The organism is Dysgonomonas termitidis, assembly GCF_042654545.1.
GTDB classification, from domain to species: domain Bacteria; phylum Bacteroidota; class Bacteroidia; order Bacteroidales; family Dysgonomonadaceae; genus Dysgonomonas; species Dysgonomonas termitidis.
Genome location: NZ_JBHSGN010000095.1, coordinates 49,862 through 69,478, shown reverse-complemented (window position 1 = coordinate 69,478; position 19,617 = coordinate 49,862). Strand labels below are relative to the sequence as shown.

General features: G+C 41.0%; 15 protein-coding genes. 6 read left to right on the top strand and 9 right to left on the bottom strand.

What is annotated here, in order from left to right; all coding sequences use genetic code 11:
* Window positions 1–60: 60 nt before the first annotated feature.
* Window positions 61–855, bottom strand: a complete 795-nt coding sequence (zupT, locus tag ACFO6W_RS16775) for a zinc transporter ZupT (protein ID WP_379998499.1) — start codon at window positions 853–855, stop codon at window positions 61–63.
* A gap of 235 nt (window positions 856–1,090) precedes the next feature.
* Between zupT and ACFO6W_RS16770 the strand changes: the two genes are divergently transcribed.
* The 6 genes from ACFO6W_RS16770 to ACFO6W_RS16745 all read left to right on the top strand — a co-directional run bounded on the left by ACFO6W_RS16770 (window position 1,091) and on the right by ACFO6W_RS16745 (window position 6,566).
* Window positions 1,091–1,801 (top strand): type 1 glutamine amidotransferase, encoded by a 711-nt coding sequence (locus ACFO6W_RS16770; protein ID WP_379998497.1) that lies wholly within the window; start codon window positions 1,091–1,093, stop codon window positions 1,799–1,801.
* Window positions 1,798–3,186, top strand: a complete 1,389-nt coding sequence (locus ACFO6W_RS16765; RefSeq protein WP_379998495.1) for an MFS transporter — start codon at window positions 1,798–1,800, stop codon at window positions 3,184–3,186. Before ACFO6W_RS16770 ends, ACFO6W_RS16765 begins: the two co-directional genes overlap by 4 nt.
* Before the next feature lie 546 nt (window positions 3,187–3,732).
* On the top strand, window positions 3,733–5,019 hold the full coding sequence (locus tag ACFO6W_RS16760; protein ID WP_291111889.1) for an Nramp family divalent metal transporter: 1,287 nt from the start codon (window positions 3,733–3,735) through the stop codon (window positions 5,017–5,019).
* Between the two features lie 77 nt (window positions 5,020–5,096).
* Complete coding sequence (locus tag ACFO6W_RS16755) at window positions 5,097–5,549, top strand: hypothetical protein (RefSeq protein ID WP_379998492.1); 453 nt, start codon at window positions 5,097–5,099, stop codon at window positions 5,547–5,549.
* Between the two features lie 23 nt (window positions 5,550–5,572).
* Entirely contained in the window at window positions 5,573–5,872 is a 300-nt protein-coding gene (locus tag ACFO6W_RS16750; RefSeq protein ID WP_291111883.1) for a Dabb family protein, read from the top strand.
* 1 nt (window position 5,873) lies between these two features.
* Window positions 5,874–6,566, top strand: coding sequence for a DNA alkylation repair protein (locus ACFO6W_RS16745; RefSeq protein WP_379998490.1), 693 nt, complete (start codon window positions 5,874–5,876; stop codon window positions 6,564–6,566).
* Between the two features lie 51 nt (window positions 6,567–6,617).
* Here the strand turns inward: ACFO6W_RS16745 and ACFO6W_RS16740 are convergent, their stop codons facing one another.
* The 8 genes from ACFO6W_RS16740 to ACFO6W_RS16705 form a co-directional block, all read right to left on the bottom strand.
* The gene (locus tag ACFO6W_RS16740; RefSeq protein WP_379998488.1) at window positions 6,618–8,831 is read right to left on the bottom strand and encodes a TonB-dependent receptor; all 2,214 of its coding nucleotides are present in this window, start codon (window positions 8,829–8,831) and stop codon (window positions 6,618–6,620) included.
* A gap of 107 nt (window positions 8,832–8,938) precedes the next feature.
* On the bottom strand, window positions 8,939–9,397 hold the full coding sequence (locus tag ACFO6W_RS16735) for a hypothetical protein (RefSeq protein WP_379998486.1): 459 nt from the start codon (window positions 9,395–9,397) through the stop codon (window positions 8,939–8,941).
* Window positions 9,398–9,683: 286 nt separating this feature from the next.
* The gene (locus ACFO6W_RS16730; RefSeq protein ID WP_379998485.1) at window positions 9,684–12,155 is read right to left on the bottom strand and encodes a bifunctional UDP-N-acetylmuramoyl-tripeptide:D-alanyl-D-alanine ligase/alanine racemase; all 2,472 of its coding nucleotides are present in this window, start codon (window positions 12,153–12,155) and stop codon (window positions 9,684–9,686) included.
* Between the two features lie 17 nt (window positions 12,156–12,172).
* On the bottom strand, window positions 12,173–13,153 hold the full coding sequence (locus ACFO6W_RS16725; RefSeq protein ID WP_379998483.1) for a GSCFA domain-containing protein: 981 nt from the start codon (window positions 13,151–13,153) through the stop codon (window positions 12,173–12,175).
* A 174-nt stretch (window positions 13,154–13,327) separates the two neighbouring features.
* Window positions 13,328–14,101 (bottom strand): LytR/AlgR family response regulator transcription factor, encoded by a 774-nt coding sequence (locus tag ACFO6W_RS16720; RefSeq protein WP_379998481.1) that lies wholly within the window; start codon window positions 14,099–14,101, stop codon window positions 13,328–13,330.
* A gap of 14 nt (window positions 14,102–14,115) precedes the next feature.
* Complete coding sequence (locus ACFO6W_RS16715; RefSeq protein WP_379998479.1) at window positions 14,116–16,905, bottom strand: sensor histidine kinase; 2,790 nt, start codon at window positions 16,903–16,905, stop codon at window positions 14,116–14,118.
* 530 nt (window positions 16,906–17,435) lie between these two features.
* Window positions 17,436–18,635 carry an acetate kinase gene (locus tag ACFO6W_RS16710; protein ID WP_379998477.1) on the bottom strand — a complete coding sequence of 400 codons (1,200 nt, stop codon included), beginning with the start codon at window positions 18,633–18,635 and terminating at the stop codon, window positions 17,436–17,438.
* Between the two features lie 4 nt (window positions 18,636–18,639).
* Window positions 18,640–19,605, bottom strand: a complete 966-nt coding sequence (locus tag ACFO6W_RS16705) for a 3-hydroxyacyl-CoA dehydrogenase family protein (RefSeq protein ID WP_379998475.1) — start codon at window positions 19,603–19,605, stop codon at window positions 18,640–18,642.
* Window positions 19,606–19,617 lie beyond the last annotated feature (12 nt).

Below are 19,617 nucleotides of genomic sequence, written 5' to 3'. Positions count from 1 at the left end.
TTTCATTTGGGGATATACTTTTGATAAAATTTACAATCTATAAATAGCAACTTAAATTAACTACACAAACAAATACAGGCTAAAAGCCATTACCAGCATACCTGCTACCAATCCCATAATAGAAATATGGTGTTTTCCGTACTTCTCGGCACTAGGCAGCAATTCGTCGAGGGAGATAAATACCATAATTCCCGACACGGCAGCCAGGATAATCCCATTCATAGCGGGTGTCCAGAACTGCATCAGGAAGAAATATGCGATCAACGCGCCGAAAGGTTCGGCCAGCCCGGAAGCGAACGATAGCCAGAATGCTTTTTTGCGGCTGCCCGTAGCGTGATAGATAGGTACGGCGACAGCTATTCCTTCGGGAATATTATGTATGGCAATAGCGATAGTTATGGGTATGGCAACATCGAGGGAGCCAAGAGCAGATGTAAAAGTCGCGATACCTTCAGGGAAGTTATGTATGGCAATGGAAAGGGCGACAACAATGCCTGTACGTTTCAGAGAACGTTTTTTATCCATATCTTCCACACCTTGAATCTCATGCGGATTTAACGACTTGGGAATTGCAAAGTCTATCATATTTATGAGGGCAATACCGGCAAAGAAAGCAAGTATCAGATAGAGCGTTCCCGTTTTTTCACCATAGACCGATACCAGTTCCAGCTTACCTTGCGGCATCATCTCCATAAATGAGACATACAACATTATACCTGCCGAAAAGCCCAGAGACGCACACAGGAATTTTGTATTCGTATGTTTGGCAATCAGCGCTATAAGGCTGCCTATACCAGTCGATAGCCCCGCAATAGCTGTAAGTATAAACGCAAGTAGTATATTCTGTTCGGTCATTATATTCTCCTGAAACGTTAAGATTGCAAAGATAATGGATTACCGTGAGGTATGGTAAAGATTTACAGGATGAAATGAAGAATATCCGATTAAATTTCTTTTAAGTATAAACAATTTGATAATTTTATGAGTTCAATTACATTAAGCGTTTTCGTGACCCGGAATAATCAAAATAAATTTTGCTTTTGCTCCCGCGGCTTAAATACATTCTTATAAAATAACATATACTATCTCTATGGCAAATAAAAGTAATTACAGAGTCCATTTTATACAACATGTTCCTTTCGAAGGGCTCGGATATATTGAAACATGGATAGATGAAAACAATTTTACCCTTTCCACAACCAAAATGTACGAAGACTACGAATTTCCCGATTTGTCGGAATTCAACCTTCTCATCATTATGGGAGGCCCTATGGGCACATATGAAGAGGATAAATATCCGTGGCTGAAAGAAGAAAAAGCATTTGTGAAGGAGGCTATAAATGCAGACAAGACTGTTGTGGGTATTTGTCTGGGTTCACAAATCATAGCCAATGCATTAGGGGCGAAAGTATATCCGAACAAGGAAAAAGAAATAGGCTGGCTGCCTGTTACTCTCACCGATACCCGGGCGCAAGCCTTATTCGCTTCTAAGGATAAATCACCAATCGTTTTCCAATGGCATGGAGATACCTTCGACCTTCCTGTTAACGCAAAGTTGCTGGCCTCGAGTGAAGCGTGTAAGAATCAGGCATTTTTGTACAAGGACAATGTTCTGGCTTTGCAATTTCATTTCGAAGTGACAGAAAAAAGTTATGCGGAAATGCTGGACAACGGATTAGACGAACTAACAGACGGAAAATACATTCAGACAGAAAATTATATACGAAATAATACTCATTATATAGAGGAATGCAACCGGATGATAAAATCCGCGATGGACAAGTTTATTGAAAATATATGACACAGAAAACACGTAATACAGACACAGGCGCGCTGATATTCATCATCTGCCTGTCGGCCTCTCTGGTTCCATTCATGGGTTCGGCTCTGAACCTGGCCTTACCATATATAAACAGCGATTTATCTCTTGATGCCGTCATGTCCGGATGGGTACCGACTTCCTATATGCTGTCTACGGCCATACTTCAGATACCCTGCGCGCGTATCGCCGATATGATAGGCCGCAGGAAGGTTTTTATATGGGGCGTCATTGTGCTTACTGTATTTTCTGTTTTAAGCGGCTTTGCCTCTACGGGTACAAGCCTTATCATATACCGCTTTCTGGCCGGAGTGGGCAGCGCGATGATGTTCGGCACAAGCACAGCCATACTGACCTCATCTGTTCCCGCCGAAAAACGTGGAAAAGCACTGGGTATGGTCGCCGCGGCCGTATATTTCTCCCTCGCAGCCGGTCCGTTTATAGGGGGAATACTTACCCAGTATTTCAACTGGCACAGCATATTCTTTGTATCGGCGGCTCTCAGTCTGATTGTGGCTGTCGGCGGCATACTGATAATTAAAGACGACTGGAAGGAAGACGGGAAAAGTACATTCGACACTGTCGGGGCTATATTATTTGCCGTGGCTCTTTCATCTTTGATCTATGGTTTTTCGGAACTTCCGCATGTCAGCGGATTCATTTTTATCGGCATCGGTATCGTTGTTATCCTTTGCTTTGCTGTATATGAGAAAAAGCAGGAATTCCCCGTATTCAATATCAGGGTATTCCTCGGCAACAGGGTATTCCGTTTATCTTCCCTCTCGGCACTGATTAACTATTCGGCAACTTTTGCCATATCCTTTATGCTCAGTCTCTATCTGCAATATGTGCGTGGCCTGTCGCCCCGCGATGCCGGACTGATACTTATCGTGCAATCGGTGGTACAGGTGGTAGCTTCTCTTAAATCGGGAAGTCTGTCGGACAAGATGTCCGCGACATTTCTGGCAACACTAGGTATGGGAATTATAGCTGTAGGATTGGTCGGATTATGTTTTATAACCGAAACTACCAACTTATATTATCTGGGAGGCATACTTATATTATTAGGACTGGGATTCGGTATTTTTTCTTCACCGAATACCAATATCATTATGAGTTCGGTAGAGAAGAAACATTACGGGCTGGCCTCGGCCACTATGGGAACAATGCGCCTCACGGGGCAGGCATTCAGTATGGGTATCGCTATTATGGCTATTTCGATAATGATAGGAAATGTGAAGATGTCCCCTGCCCTGTCGTCTCAATTTATCGGCAGTATGCGGATAACATTTGTTATTTGTCTGGTATTATGTTTATTCGGAGTATACGCCTCGTCGGCAAGGGACAGGAAGAAAAAAGATGTGTAAAGGTATTCCGGAAAGTTTATCTATATATATAGCCAATAGCATTTAGCTGTTAGCTTATAGTTCTTTGAAAAAATGATTAGTAAATTAGCATATTAGCAAATGAATGAAAAGGTGTAACCTTTGTTACCTTTTAACAGTTACAAGTTACTGCGCCCTGCGGGCAGTTACAAGTTACAAGTAAACAAGATACGAGTAGACAAGATACGGGATACAAGATGTTGACTGCTAACTGTTGACTGACATATCTGTTACCTTTGTTACTTTTTCTATAGTGTTCTTTGTGTAACTCTTTGTGCCCCTTGTGGTAAAGAGTTTTTAACCACTAAGTACACGAAGGGAATCACAAAGAGCACAAAGGCTAAAAAACTGTTACCTTTGTTACCTTTTAACGAGTAGTAAGTATTAAGTAATAAGTTGAAAGTTATATGAGATACGGGATACAAGTTGTTAACTGTTAACTGATATCCCTGTTACCTTTTGCATATTTACAAAGGATTTTTAAACACAGAATAAAAGGAATAAAAAAATAATAGGTGGGGAAAGGAAATGAAAAACCTATTTAAGAAGATAAAAAAAGATTATAATACAATCAATCCCAAACAGAAATCGGGACTTCTTGAGGTATTGAAATATATCGGACCAGGACTTCTGGTTACCGTTGGCTTTATTGATCCCGGTAACTGGGCCTCAAATTTTGCGGCGGGGTCAGAGTTTGGCTACGCTCTATTGTGGGTGGTTACACTATCCACCATAATGCTGATTATTTTACAGCATAATGTCGCCCATCTGGGGATTGTTACAGGATTGTGCCTATCGGAAGCCGCAAATAAATATTTGCCGAAGACCGGTTCACGCATTGTACTCTGGTCTGCGATCGGTGCATCCATTTCCACATCACTGGCCGAAATTCTGGGAGGGGCAATAGCCTTGAATATGCTGTTTGATGTACCCGTTAAAATAGGGGCAGTATTTGTCGCGGTCTTTGTATTTATAATGATGTTCTCCAATTCCTATAAGAAGATAGAACGCTATATCATTTTCTTTGTTTCCATGATTGGACTTTCCTTTATATACGAACTGTTCCTTGTGGATATTGAATGGGGAGAAGCGGCAAAAGCATGGGTCGTGCCGTCTGTACCGGAAGGGAGTATGCTGATAATCATGAGTGTACTCGGAGCCGTAGTGATGCCACACAACCTGTTCCTGCACTCGGAAGTTATACAAAGCCGCCAATGGAACCTGCAAGACGAAAAAGTGATGGAGAAACAACTGAAATACGAGTTTTTCGATACGTTTTTTTCGATGCTTATCGGCTGGGCGATAAACAGCGCCATGATATTACTGGCTGCATCTACGTTTTTCAAACAGGGAATAGTTGTCGATGATTTGCAGCAGGCCCATTCCCTTCTGCAACCGCTATTGGGCAGTAATGCCGTTGTTATATTTGCTGTCGCGCTGTTGCTGGCCGGCATATCGTCATCCATGACATCGGGTATCGCCGCCGGTTCTATCTTTGCAGGGATGTACAACGAACCATACAATATAAAGGACATACATTCCCGTATGGGAATACTTATTTCCTTAGGTACGGCTTTACTTATAATATTTATGATAGGCGACCCGTTCAAAGGACTGATTATATCGCAGGCAATACTAAGTATGCAGCTTCCTGTAACAGTCTTTTTGCAAGTCCGGCTCACGTCATCGAAAAAGGTAATGGGTAAATACGCGAATTCGTTGCGGACTAAGATATGGCTGTACGGTATAGCATCTATTGTGACATTCCTGAACATACTTTTACTTGCAAGTTTTTTTACAGATATCAAATTATAAGGATAAGATTGTTACTTTATTACCAAATACCTATCTTTAAGGCCGTAATCCTATCCCATTTTATAAAATAGAAGTATATGAAAAAGATTATATTATTTATCCTTTGCTCTACTCTGATAACAGGAGTATCGACAAGTTGCGGACCGAAGGCAAAGACAGAAGCCCCGGCCGAAACGGCAAAAACAGAAAATAAAGCAGAAGCACCAAAATCTAAATTTGTAAAGCTGGCCGAAGAAACGAATAAGAGCATGCCGATGCCGCTACCCGGAGGTATCAGGATGGACAAAGCGGAAGCGGTATCTAAAAACGAGTTCAAGTATCACTATACATTTACCCAGACTCCAGCTGTTACGGCCGAAGAATTTGTAAGAAGCACAAAGCCGGCTCTCACCCTTGCTTTGCAAAGCACTAAAGGAAAAGATCTGGATATGTTCAAAGATGATAAAATGACATTGATATATGCATATTACACAATGGACGGAAAGCTTTTCGCGGAAGTAAAACTGATGCCGGAAGACTATATTAAGTAACAATAAAACAAAATTCAACTATAATGATCAAACATATTGTAATGTGGAAGCTCAAAGACGAGGCCCACGGAAACGACAAGGCAACTAATGCCGGACTGGTAAAAGAAAAACTGGAAGCCCTGAGCGGAAAGATCGACGGCTTATTAAAAATAGAAGTCGGTATCGATTTTCTGGGAGGAGGGAATTTCGATGTAGTACTCTATTCCGAGTTATCAAGCAAAGAAGCACTGGATATCTATCAGAATCATCCCCTGCATCAGGCAGTCCTTCCGTTTATCAGGGAAGCGGTTATGGACAGAAAAGCGGTAGATTACGAGGGATAAAATGCAACAAGAAGAAATAATAAGGGATATCCGTCAGCGTTGCCGCAAAGCCATGAACGGTATCGCATCTACCAGTATGCGGCAGCGGGGCATATCTTACAAAGTGAATTTCGGGCTGAATATCCAGCAGATAAAAGAGTTATCGGGCCGTTACAAACCGGATGCAGAGCTAGCTGAAATACTCTGGAAAGAAGATACCCGTGAACTAAAAATACTGGCGACTCTCCTCTATCCTGCTGATAACTTTACAGAGGTCGTTGCCAATAAATGGGTTACTGAGATTCCGAATCAGGAGATAAGGGAGCAACTTTCCCTTAATCTGTTACAAATCCTTCCTTTTGCCGGCAAACTGGCTTTGGAATGGGGTAACAGCAAAGACGAGAGTATCCGCACAACAGGTTATTGGCTACTGGCCCGCCTGTTTCTAATAAAGAAAACCGGCAAACAGTCTGCAAATGATTATACCTTTATATGGAATGATGTTATTTCAGATAATATGTTTCTTCGCAATGCTGCGTCGTTGGCATTGAAACATACAGGAAGGCAATCGAAAACGGAAGCCGGTACAATACTGGACAAGCTATCTATATATAAAGACGATAGCAACTTGATAAAGCAAGAAGCATATAATAGTCTGGCTTTCGAATTTGAGTATTATAGCCTCCCCAACCCCTCCGAAGGAGGGGCTTCATGAGAGACTCTATACCAGACACCTCCCCAAGGGGGAGGCCGGGAGGGGGCTCGTTTACTTCCCTATAGTATATCTCAGGCCGGCATAGAACTTACGTCCCATTGTAGGGCCCCAGACCATTGTAGCATCAAAATCGTCTCCGAATGGATTTTCGGAAGATATGACAGGATTCTTCTGCCTGAAATCAGTTATATTTTCCGCACCTACATATACGCTCCAGTTTCGGAAGTTCTTGGTAACCTGGGCATTCAGGATAGTAAACGAATCGAATCTGGTATCCCACAGCGGATTTACTGCATCAGGAGTAGGCATACGTCCGCCACCGTTAAATTGGGCAGTGAGGTCGAATACCCATTTCCTTAAAGGAGTTTCATATGAAGCAGTAGCCAATGCTTTGTAATCACTGACAAGGGGCTTCTTCATCAGCTTGCCGCCATAATTCGTCTTCGCGTTTGTCCAACGGTAAGCTCCGAGTATATTGAAGCCTTTGAATAAGGGATAGGATGCCTCTACCTGAAAACTATTGGCGTATGATTTGCCCTGTAGGTTATAGAATTGTACTGCATGAGGGTTGCTGTCCACGTCTGTTACTACCTGATTATCGAAGTCGGTACGGTACCATTCTCCGGAAATAGTAAGCTCTTCGCCTTTGACCGGGATATGGAAAGATATGCTTGTACCGTAATTCCATGCCGATTCCTGCTTCAGATTATCGGCTATCTCTATCTTCCTGCTACTGGCCAGATAGAAACTGTTCTCCGGCATAACAAATACAGTCCGGTAGCCTTTGCCTGCCGAAGCTCTCATGTTCAGCCATTGTACAGGCATATATTTCAGATGCAGGCGCGGGGTTACAAACATTTTGTCATGCAGGGAACTGTAATCGGTACGCAGACCTGCCAGCGCGATAAACTTATCATCCTTGTTGAAAGTATACTGGAGATAACCGCCTGTTGTAGTTTCCTGATCCGGCTGATTGGTAACAGGCTGCGCCAGATATATGGACTGGCTGTATTTATCCCAGTTCATACTGAGACCTGCGCTTAACTGATGCTCCTTTCCAAACCCGGTTTCATACATCAATGAGGCATACAGGTTGTTACCGTACACATTATACTTATTGGCTGCATACTGTGACTTCTGGTCGTGGTACGATCCTGTGAATATCAGTGCTACATTGCCATTCCTTTCTTCATCGAGTATATAGGAGTTCTTTGTATAAAACTCTCCGCGGTTTGCATTCACGGTTATCTCATAAGGATTATCCTTATTCAGGGACGAAGGAGTCAGGGTATGCACTGTCTGTCCGCTGGTACGGTAATCCTGCACAAAGCGTACGCCAAATTGAGAAGCATAGCGTCCCGACATATAATGCCAACGGTTCATCAGATTGAACTGATGCTTCTTCGGCGCGTCCAGAAAGCTATCGTCATTATCATCATGTGAAGCCGACTCATTCGAATAATGAAGGAATACACCTGTATTCAGTTTATCATTCAATATAAAGGCTGCATCCGCATTTCCTTCATACCGGCCTGCGTCACTCGCGAACAGATTCAGACTGAGAGGATCGGCGCTATTAGGCTTCTTGTATTCCACATTCATTTGTCCGGTAATAGATTCATAGCCGTTTTTCACAGATGCTGCTCCTTTGGATATCTGTATGCTTTCCATCCACGGGCCCGGAATATAATCCAAACCATAAATAGAAGCCGGCCCGCGAAAGTTCGGATAGTTCTCGGTAAGGGTCTGTACATATGTTCCCGCCAAGCCTAAAAGCTGGATTTGCTTTGCCCCTGTCACAGCATCACTGAACGATACGTCTACCGAGGGGTTGGTCTCAAAGCTTTCGGAAAGATTACAACATGCGGCACGATGCAGTTCCTTGGTTGTTATCTTTTCGGTATTCAAGAGGCTGGTGCGGGATTTAATAGTTCCCGGAGGGGTCTTTTCTACAATGACCTCACCCAGTTCATTATCTTCATCCAGTGTTATATCCTGCATATCCACAAAATCATGAATATGAACGACCTTATTTTTAAAGCCGATATAGTTCACTTCGAGCATATGATCTTTATGGGGCGTACCGCTTATTTCAAAGTAGCCTTTTTCATCTGTGATCACACCTGTTTTGGAATTTTCCCAATGTACGCTGGCGCCTATCAGGGGCTGTTTCTGAGCGTCATAAACATATCCTTTCAGTATGTCTTTACTGAAAGCCAGAGTGGGAAGAAGTAGTAATATTATAAATAGTTTTATCGTTTTCATCTGATTCTCTTTATTAGTAATGAGTTAATAAGCACTTAGTCGTAAGTACAAAGTATTAGCTACAGGATTATCTGAATATCCTGTATAACATAACTAACGTAGAAAAATCAAATGATAAGTACACTGATAAGGGACAGGTAATCCCTTGGAGGAATTTCGGGAGGTGATTCAAACTGAGCATATTCATCTGTATATTCTACCTTCTCGGGCAAAATATTCGAGGTGACAGCTAATGAAGCATCCGATATCCATACAAAAGGGGTTGCCACGTGAGGACGGAATGATGAGGCATCTATATCTATCGACAAGCGGGATGCCGAACAGTGTATCTCACTTTTAAACGAAGTTTCACACGTATCGTGATGTGCGGTGTCTTTAACGGAACAGCAGCCTGAAACTTCTTCAGTTTGACTAGCCTGTGCACAGCATATATGTTGTTCGGTCATAAAAAGAGTCTGCCCACTACAAGTAGTACAGCAGTAGTTCATAATTGTCACTCCTGCGCCTGTGAAAAATACAGTTGCGGCGGCAATTAATAATATAAGTGTCTGACCAAACTTTCTCATTTCAACCACAAAGGTAATTATTTTTATATAACAGATACGTTTTTAAGAAGTTTTAGCAGAAACGCACTCATGATGCATTTTTTCCAAATATGTTTATCTATATAATAGAAGCCGATAGTCTTTAGCTGTTAGCTTATAGTTCTTTGAAAGATTATAATAATATTTAAAGACTGGAAAATAAAAAATATACAAAAGTTGTCAGTTTTTCACCATCCAGCTCCCTCAAGAGGTCATAGGAAGGGTAAAAGTAATAGATGAATTTCCCCACCGGGGATCATATCGCCTATTATTCTTTATAATATATATGCTTAACCCTGTTGGATATCGATGTAAATATTTCGTAAGGGATCGTATTTATTTTTTTTGCCAAATCGGTTACCGGAAGATTTTCTCCGAAGATAGTAACAATATCCCCTTCTTTGACTTCTATACCTGTAACATCTATCATTGTCAGGTCCATACATATGTTACCTACAATAGAGACCTGATGTCCGTTAACGAGGACAACCCCTACACCGTTCCCAAACTGACGGCTGATACCATCGGCATAACCGATCCGGATAGTGGCTATTGTAGCATCGTGGTCGAAATGCCCCTTACGCCCGTAACCAACGGTTTCTCCGGCCTTGATGTGCTTTATCTGCAAAATAGTGGTTTTCAGCGTACATACATTGCGAAGCCCGTTCAAGCCACTGGCACTGACACCATAGAGGCTTATCCCCAGGCGTACCATATCCAATTGTTCTTCCGGGAAACGTTCTATTCCTGCCGAATTGAGAATATGCTTCATCACCGGATAATGACAGCTCTCTTCAATTTCTCCGGCTATCTTCTTAAATGTCTTGATCTGTTGGAGGGTGAAATCATCAAAGTTCCAGCTTTCGCTGGCAGCCAGATGGGAGAATACGGATTGTATGCGTACTCCGGTCTGCCCTTTGACGCGATCCATTAATTCGGGTAAGTCCTCTTCTGTAAATCCAAGGCGGTGCATACCCGTATCTATCTTTATATGTATCGGGTAATTAGTAATACCCTGCAATTTAGCCTCCTTAATAAAAGCATCCAGTATTCTGAAATTATAGACCTCAGGCTCTAAAGAGTATGTAGCAAGCTCCTCAAAGCCTCCGACTTCCGAATTGAGAACTATAATAGGAACTTTTATCCCTTGTTTACGCAGAATTACGCCTTCTTCGGCAACAGCCACAGCAAGATAATCACATTTATGGTACTGGAGCGTTTTAGCAACCTCGGACGAGCCTGTGCCATATCCATCGGCCTTAACCATACAGATCATCTTTGTTTTCGGATTCAGCTTAGACCGGTAAAACTTAAAGTTGTGGACAATAGCGTCCAAATCTATATCCAGTACGGTTTCATGGGTCTTTACCTCCAGCAGTTTATTTATACTCTCGAAAGAGAAACTTCTCGCCCCTTTCAGCAGGATAAACATATCATGGAAATCGTGCCAGATGTCGGAGTGTATAAAGTCTTCGGTAGTATTAAAGAACAGACTCTCGGTGTCTTTAAACATTTCCTTATGAGCTGATATCTCCTGTCCTATACCTATCAGCAGGTCTATTTTCTTATTCAAAACCAGATTGGCAGCCAGATAGTACAGTTCTCGCAGAATAAGCCCTGATTGTGGAATGTCGGATATGATAAGCACCTTTTTCTGCTCACTGGCGGTAGCACGTTGTACAAGAAAGTCCAGTGCTATATTCAGGGAATTGATATCCGAATTGTACGAATCATTAATCAGGGTAGAATTATTCTTCCCCTGACGTACATCGAGCCGCATCGCCACGGGCTCGAGGGTAGCCATACGCTCATTTATATCCGGAAGTGATACATGAAGATAGAAAGCTGTGGCCAAAACGTGGATGGCATCTTCGACAGAAGCATCGTCAGAGAAAGGAATCGTCAGCCTGGAGGCCATACCCAAAACAGAATAATGGATCGTAGTCGTTTTTTCCTGCTTCTCTATTTTCATTATGTACAAGGGACTTTTGTTCGACCCCCTGCGTGACCATGTCAACCGTTTATGCGAGAGACATGCAATTTCCATACATTCATCTATCAGTTCATTTTCCTCTTCGCAAATGATAACATCGCAGTTGATAAACAGTTCCAGTTTCTCCAGACATTTCTGCTTCATGGATTTAAAACCTTCCTGATGAGCCTGCCCGATATTGGTGAGAATGCCTATAGTGGGACGGATAATAGCTTCGAGTTTCGACATTTCTTCCGGCTGGGAAATCCCTGCTTCGAAAATACCGAGTTGTGTGTGACCGTTCATTTGCCATACCGACAGAGGCACGCCTATCTGAGAATTGTAACTGCGGGGTGAATGGGTTATATTAAAGTCCTGATGAAGTATCTGATATAGCCATTCTTTCACCACGGTCTTTCCATTGCTGCCGGTAATACCGATAACAGGTATTTCAAACTGACTGCGATGATATGCCGCAATACGCTGCAACGCAGCCAAGGTATTCGTTACCACAAGGAAGTTCGCATCCTGATAATTCTCCCAATCGGGAAGTATCTGCGAAACAACAAAATTACGGACACCCAGCTCGTACAGTTCATTGATGTATTTGTGCCCGTCGTTATTCTTTGTGGATAAGGCAAAGAATAATGTTTCAGCCGGATAAAACACCTGTCTGCTATCAGTCAGTAATATGCTTATATCCGCATCATTCAGGTCGGAAGCAATAGCGTCAAGTATTTTGGCTATTTTATGAATGGAATATTTCATTTCTCTCTTCTTTCTATTTATAGTCGACTCTCTAATTCAGAGGCTTCGGCACTACAGCAAATGTATGGATATTTCTCGTTGAAGGCTTTAATCTTTAACAAAGTTTGCCTTAAAAAATGCTTATACTCATGGGTTTCAGCATTGAAAGGCCGATGATTGAGAGCAAGATATATCTTGTTCCATTCTTCTATTACCGGATGGGCTTCGGCACTAAAATATGTATAGGAAAACCGTTCCCATATATATTTAATCGCCATCGTATTCGGATGTGTCATATCGTCATTGTAGAAGCGGTAATCACGCAGTTCATCAAGGACAATTTCGTAGGAGGGAAAGTAGTGTAATCCATCCATTTTTTCTCTTAGCTTGTCAATAGCAAGAAGTAAGACCGACTTACTAAGCTGGTTCTCATGCGCTCCATCTTTCATATGACGAATGGGGCTTACCGTAAATATAATCTGGAGGGCCGGGTTTATCTGCTTCAATTCACCTATCAAAGATTCCCAGTCACCCGCAATATCATCAACAGAAAGACGGTATCTGTCAAAATCCGATGCGGGCAGTTTATGACAATTACCTACAATCATATTATATTTCTTCGAACGGAAGACGTATGCCGTACCGAATGTGATGAACAGAATATCTGTCTGCCGTAAATCAGCAGAAGATTTTTCGATTTTTGTGTTTATTTCCCCAATACATTTATCTATATCTATATTAGAAAATACACTATGATGGTAAAAGCTATGATAAAGTCCTTTGTATTCGAAAACATCGTTTACGGTGAATTTCTTTTTTTCGATGAGCAGCCTCAAAGCCTGACTGATCGATTTGGGATTGTAAAGTACACCGAACGGATTGAGATTTACATTGAATTTATTGTCGATAAGCAATTTTCCGATATTTTCTATAAAGCAGGAGCCAAACATTAACATACTGCTTTTATGAGAAATAGCCAATCCGGATTTGAGTATCTCTATTTTTGTCCTGAATTCCATTTTTTAGATAAGATAATGGTTGTACAAAAATAAGAAAAAGGAAATTAAGAAACGGGTATAATCTTACGATATATTTTATATCTTGATATTTTCAATACAGAATCCCGTATGGCTTTAAGTCCAGGATCTTTTTCAGAATACCCTTTTGGAAACGGTCATATGGTATAACAGTGCCTAGCGTTCTTTGAAATCATTTTTATGTAAAACTCGCAGAACCATCTCTCGCCGCTGGCGGGATATCGTAATACCCGAACCATCTTTCATCAGAATATATCCCCCATCGGTTTTCACAAAGCTTTTTACTTCATTCAGGTTTATCAGATGGGATTGATGTACCCGAAGGAAATTTATAGGAGAGAGTAATTCGTCGTATTCTTTCAGAGTCTTTGAGATCAATAATTTCTCACCACTCTTGAGATAGAAGAATGTATAATTCCCGTCCGATTCGCACCGGATAATATTCATAATCTCAACGAATTCAATTTTATCGGACAGAGGCAGGGCAATCATTTTCTTATTATCCTGTTTACTCCTGTTATTCAACAAATTAAGCATTCGTGTATTATTTTGTTTACCGCGTATTGTTTCTATTGCCTTATCCACTGCTTTCAATAACTCCATCGTATCTATTGGTTTTACAATGTAATCCAATGCCGATATCTTTATTGCTTTAACTGCATAACTGGTAAATGCTGTCACAAAAATCACTTCGAAATCAAATTTGGAAAGACTCTCCAGCATCGAGAAACCATCTCCGCCTGGCATCTCGACATCAAGAAAGACCAGATCGGGTTTTAATTCTACGATATTCTGCCGGCCTTCAAGCGCCGACGAACATAGAGCAACTATCTCAACTGCAGGACAGTATTCTGAAAGAAGCCGCTGTAGGTTTTCACGATTATTTTGCTCGTCTTCTACGATAATTGCTCGTATAGGAGTATTTGTCATTAATATTTTAAGTTTTAAACCGGTATTGATATTGTAACCTTGCACCCGGTGATTTTGCGATCTGTTTCAATATTCTCTATTTGCAAGCCGATCTCCAGTTTCAGCTCCTTGTTTAACAGCTTCAGCCGTTCACGTATTGCCTGTAGACCAAATCCTGCTTTCGCCGCATCTTCCGACACAAAATAACCATTTCCCGTATCTGTTACAGTTACATACAGCACTTGTCCAGTCATGGTAAAGGTCAACTTTATATGCCCACCTCCCTCAGGAACAACCCCGTGTTTCACGGCATTTTCAACAATCGGCTGAATCAACATCCCAGGTATTTCCTCGTTCTCCACGTCGATGCTTTCATCTATATCAATAGTATACCTGAAAGGTACACGCAACTGTTCGAGGCGAAGGTATAATTCCAGTTGCTCTATTTCTTCCGACAGAGTAATCAGTCTCTTCTCCGATGTTGATAATACCAGACGAAGCAGTTTTGCAAAGTTAACCAAATAGTCATTCGCTTCTTTATCCTTCTTCTGATTTATAAGATTCTGAATGGAACCTAGAGCATTGAAAGTAAAGTGTGGATTCATCTGGGCACGGATAGCCTTCAGTTCAAGTTCTGAAATATGCCTTTTGATACGTTCTCGGCGTTGGATTACCAGCCGTACTATGAAAAATGTAAGTATTACAGAGAAAAGCGAAGATAAAATAATAGGCGCCAGAATACCGCTCGAAGCGGTACTCTGATTCTTTTGTTTTTGAATATCTTCTTCTATTACCGATAAGATAAGAATACCTGAGTCGTTATAGTTACCCAGTACCCTATCCAAAATAGTCCCATCACTTCTCATTATGATATAACATCCTTTTCGAGTAATAACTTTATCATAATAATCGCGTAATTTATCATCGGGTACAAAAGTAATATGCTCCTGCACATTGTTATTTTTTTCAAAAAGGGATTTTCTTGATTCGGAAGTTATTACGCAGGATGTTATTTTATCCCGCAGATAATCATTTTCCTTATCCGATTCTTTATAGGGATTCTTCAGTTTAAGGCTAAAGGATTCTGTTAATCCTTCATCGACAAGCAATACGATATAACTATCAGATGCATTTTTCAATGGTATATAGTTCTGAATTGCCAGATCAAGATTCTTAATATTAGCTCCGGGTTCTACTTTTTCCACCTGTTCATGCATAGAGGTTACGCTTTTACGCAACTCGGGTTCAGTGCATTTTCTCAGAAAATCGTCATATTCTCTTTGGCTATCCTCCAGATGAAAGCCTGTCATCAGATATTTCAGTGTCTCAGAGGTCAGATAAAACCGTGGATATCCCCAGAATATGGCATCAGCAAAGTAATATCTGGGAATATGTTCTTGAAGAGACCTCATTCCGGTAAGCACATCATCATTTGTTTGCCAAGCTTTGTAGCTATAGTAGCTGTCCAGGAACTCTCCATAGGTATAAGGCTGGTACAGATAGTCGGTAGTAGGAAATATACTCCCAAATTCTTTACTCGTCCAGTCTATCTGATACTGTGGAGGCATTGGTCTCATAAAGTCCCCGATATTCTGCTGCGTTATAACATTATGCATGTTCACTTTTTCGGACAAATACCAATAGTTGTATGATAGCTCTGCCGATCTTATCCAATAAGCATTCATTTCTTTGTAATAAGTTTGCAGCAGGGCCTGATGTTTGGCTTTTCCTTTGTCTAAAAAGTCGTCTATCTGTTGCTGAGTAATTTTCCATATTTCACCATAGTTCCGCAACCCTTTTTCCTCCTTATAGAACTTTACGATTTGGTGAGTATAGGCAGAATTGGCTCCGCCCCTGCCTGTAAATGAATAGTCATTTTTTACAGTATTATATTCTATCTGTATTGAATCATCAGGTGTGACGTCCAGTAAAAGGCTATTAAGTTCCATCCTTTTTGGTGAGGGCAGGAAGAACTCAAAAGTGTATGAACCATCAGATGATTTCTTTACGGGCCTGATTCTTTCGCCATCATTGGTTATAAAGACCCGATCTCCGGCTACATCTTTAGGGGGTGTATATACCAGATGTATATTCGGTTGAAGATAGAATGAAGCAGAAACTATTTGTACAAATGTAGGGGCTTGAGCATTCTGGGTAGTGACCGAATCTCTTAAATCGACAAACCACGACATCAGATTGCCTTCTCTGCTCTTTTCGATCCAATTGTGAAAGAATCCTTGAGCCGCAGTTCTCAGAACTGCCTCAAAATCTAATGTCAAATCTTTCGGAATACCACCTCCTCTGATTTTCACCCCCGTTGTTATCTGTAGTAAATCGCTATACCACCTTTTTCTGTCACGTGTGAATATTCCGCTTTCTTCGGGAATAGGGAGGAAGTTTGTACTTACTCTTCCATCCTTTATACTTGCGGAAAGGATAACGTTATTATCTCTAAATAAATAGAATATGCTTTCACCATTTGCATAACGACTAAAGAAATAAGAGTCGTAATAATTATATGTTTTAAATGGGCTGTATGAATTTGGATCATATTGATCCTTATCCTGAAAATGCGCAAACCAATTGGTAGGTTTGATTCCAAATCTGACAGAATCTTTATCTACAGAAAACACATTGAATTGTACTTCTAACTTTTGTACCTGGTCGAAATCCCATATCGAATTATGGCCGGCAACTCCATCCGATACAGTTACTTTGAGAGTGAATGAGTCACCTTGTTTCAAGTCGTTTAAAGTCCGGACCTCTCTGGCATGGATAAATGCAGGGATTAACGCTAACAGTACAATCAATAGTCTTGTTTTCATAATAACAAATTTAATTAATAACTTAAATCTCAAGTCAAATCTATGATTTAATATTATTCTGGAATGTTGTTATTATTATATAGCTATCCGGAGTTATTAAATGGTTATAAGAAGTTATTATCCGAAACAAGTCCCTCCGCATGGTCATACCAGTCAATATAGCGATGAATAAACCTTATTTATAAAGTCTTGAAAATGTTTTCATATCGTAGGTTTATGGGATTTATGTGTTTCCGGAGTAATGGTATTTATTTATCAAACAGCTATAAAAAAGAAAAGGTTGTCATCCCGACAACCAATCTTCATTGTTAACCTTAAATCTAATACTATGAAAAACACATTACAAAGATAAGAGGCGTTTGGGAATATTCCAAATAATCTCAAGTGTTATTTTAACAGTTTAAATTTGTTTAACGGAGACCTTCGGAATACCAGCCGAATTGTTAAATAACCTTGCTTATTATAAACAAATAAAAACGACCCATAACTGAGCCGTTTTTATATAATATACTGATAATAAACCTCAAACACTATCTATTCACAATATCCATAGTATCTGAAGCAATCATAAATTCTTCATCAGTTGGCACAACCATTACCTTTATTTTAGAATCCGGTGAGGTGATTACCGCCTCTTCTCCGTAAATCTTCAGATTTTTCTCCCTGTCGAGTTTTATTCCCATAAACTCTAAATCAAGACAGATTTCTTCTCTAAGATAAACGGCATTTTCCCCTATACCTCCGGTAAAAAGCAAAATATCAAGACCACCCAAAGCTGCAGTATACGCCCCGATATACTTCTTGATACGGTAGAGGAACATATCATAAGCTAATTTGGCCTTTTCGTTTCCTTCTGCAATAGCTGCCCGGATCTCGCGCATATCGGATGAAACACCTGAAACGCCGAGTAATCCGCTATGTTTATTTACCAGAGTAGAGATAGCCTGTGTACCAATATTTTCTTTTTCCATTACGAATGAGATAATACCAGCATCTACATCACCCGAGCGTGTACCCATCAATAAGCCTTCCACCGGAGTCATACCCATGGAGGTATCTATGGAAACACCCCCTTTAATAGCAGCCAGGGAGCCGCCATTACCGATATGCGCCGAAATAATCCGTTGCCCCTCATAGGGAACATCCAGTATTTCGCATGCTTTACGGGAAACATAACGATGGCTTGTGCCATGGAAGCCATAGCGGCGAATAGCGTATTTCTGATAAAGCGAGTACGGCAGACCATACATATAAGCCTTAGGCGGCATTGTCTGGTGAAAAGCAGTATCGAATACCCCAACCTGAGGAATATCTCCCATCAGTTCCTTAACAGCATAAATACCTGCAAGGTTAGGCGGATTATGCAACGGGGCAAGTTCGATACATTCCTCCATCTTCTTAATCACTTCATCCGTAATGTACACACTGCTGTTGAATTCTTCTCCGCCGTGTACTACGCGGTGACCTACGGCATCTATTTCACTTAATGATTTTATACAGCCATATTTTTCACTGAGAAGGACTCCGAGGATATATTCTATACCGGCCTGATGTTCGAGTATTTCTCCTTCAAGGACAACTTTATCTCCATTGTCTGCGGGAAATTTAAGGAATGAACCTTTCAGCCCTATTTTCTCTACACCTCCCTGAGCCAAAACTTCCTTGCTTTCCATATCGAAAAGCTTATATTTTATAGATGAACTACCACAGTTCAATACTAATATCTTCATACTGTTAAATTAAATTGTTTGGACCAAGTTGTTTTCCTGCTTCATCATAGATGTAGAATCCCCTACCCGAAGATATGCCTAACTGCTTAGAGCGATACAGACGCCATAGAATAGGAGCAGCCTTATATTTTTTATCACCGTACTCATGGAACATATCCTCCATCATCATTACCAGTTTCTCTATACCTATTATATCGGCAATATGGAAAATACCATACCGCTGGCCGTAGATAATAGTAAATTCCTTGTCGATATCTTCGATAGAAGCCACGTTCTCCATCCATATCTGGCATGCCTCATTGAGCATTATAATCAACAGGCGGAAACTCACCAGACCGCTACTTTCATGAACCGGAATCGGAAGATACTTTATCATATTGGCAAACAGATAGATCTTATCTATTGCCTCCTGTGATGTAAATGTACCTCTTACTACTTCAAGCAAGCGGGCCTCTGTATGGGTAATAGGAAAGTGAAGACTTATACAGCGTTCTTTGTGCGTCAGTTCGGCCGCCAGCTCACTAATAATAACCGTAGTGGCGTTCGTAGCAATAATCGCATCGGGCGCAAGCACCAGTTCCAGATTTCTGAAAACCTCCTTACGAAGTTCTGTACTGCGTTCTCCGTTTGCTTCGTAACGGATACATTCTATCACAAAGTCACATCCTTTAAGGTCACTGTAGTTGAGTGTGCCTTTTATACGCCCCATAGTAGCGCGTTTTTCACTCTGAGTCAACCCCCAGTTTTCAATCTTGGTATCCAGTCCATGACCTATATCTTTGAGGGCTTCCTGAATTCTGTCTTCCGAAACTTCAATGAAGACAACCTCCATCCCCGACAATGCCGTAAGGCTAACAATATGCCTGCCATCACGACCACAGCCGACAACTCCGATTTTGGAGAAAAGAGACCGTTTTTTATGTTTATTGCTTAACCCGTATTCTTCAATAGGTTCTATGATTTCTGCCATATATAATTTATT

Bases quoted from the DNA above. Each gene is read 5' to 3' on its own strand.
- zupT (WP_379998499.1), bottom strand. From the start codon at position 855: ATGACCGAACAGAATATACTACTTGCGTTTATACTTACAGCTATTGCG.
- ACFO6W_RS16770 (WP_379998497.1), top strand. From the start codon at position 1,091: ATGGCAAATAAAAGTAATTACAGAGTCCATTTTATACAACATGTTCCT.
- ACFO6W_RS16765 (WP_379998495.1), top strand. From the start codon at position 1,798: ATGACACAGAAAACACGTAATACAGACACAGGCGCGCTGATATTCATC.
- ACFO6W_RS16760 (WP_291111889.1), top strand. From the start codon at position 3,733: ATGAAAAACCTATTTAAGAAGATAAAAAAAGATTATAATACAATCAAT.
- ACFO6W_RS16755 (WP_379998492.1), top strand. From the start codon at position 5,097: ATGAAAAAGATTATATTATTTATCCTTTGCTCTACTCTGATAACAGGA.
- ACFO6W_RS16750 (WP_291111883.1), top strand. From the start codon at position 5,573: ATGATCAAACATATTGTAATGTGGAAGCTCAAAGACGAGGCCCACGGA.
- ACFO6W_RS16745 (WP_379998490.1), top strand. From the start codon at position 5,874: ATGCAACAAGAAGAAATAATAAGGGATATCCGTCAGCGTTGCCGCAAA.
- ACFO6W_RS16740 (WP_379998488.1), bottom strand. From the start codon at position 8,831: ATGAAAACGATAAAACTATTTATAATATTACTACTTCTTCCCACTCTG.
- ACFO6W_RS16735 (WP_379998486.1), bottom strand. From the start codon at position 9,397: ATGAGAAAGTTTGGTCAGACACTTATATTATTAATTGCCGCCGCAACT.
- ACFO6W_RS16730 (WP_379998485.1), bottom strand. From the start codon at position 12,155: ATGAAATATTCCATTCATAAAATAGCCAAAATACTTGACGCTATTGCT.
- ACFO6W_RS16725 (WP_379998483.1), bottom strand. From the start codon at position 13,153: ATGGAATTCAGGACAAAAATAGAGATACTCAAATCCGGATTGGCTATT.
- ACFO6W_RS16720 (WP_379998481.1), bottom strand. From the start codon at position 14,101: ATGACAAATACTCCTATACGAGCAATTATCGTAGAAGACGAGCAAAAT.
- ACFO6W_RS16715 (WP_379998479.1), bottom strand. From the start codon at position 16,905: ATGAAAACAAGACTATTGATTGTACTGTTAGCGTTAATCCCTGCATTT.
- ACFO6W_RS16710 (WP_379998477.1), bottom strand. From the start codon at position 18,635: ATGAAGATATTAGTATTGAACTGTGGTAGTTCATCTATAAAATATAAG.
- ACFO6W_RS16705 (WP_379998475.1), bottom strand. From the start codon at position 19,605: ATGGCAGAAATCATAGAACCTATTGAAGAATACGGGTTAAGCAATAAA.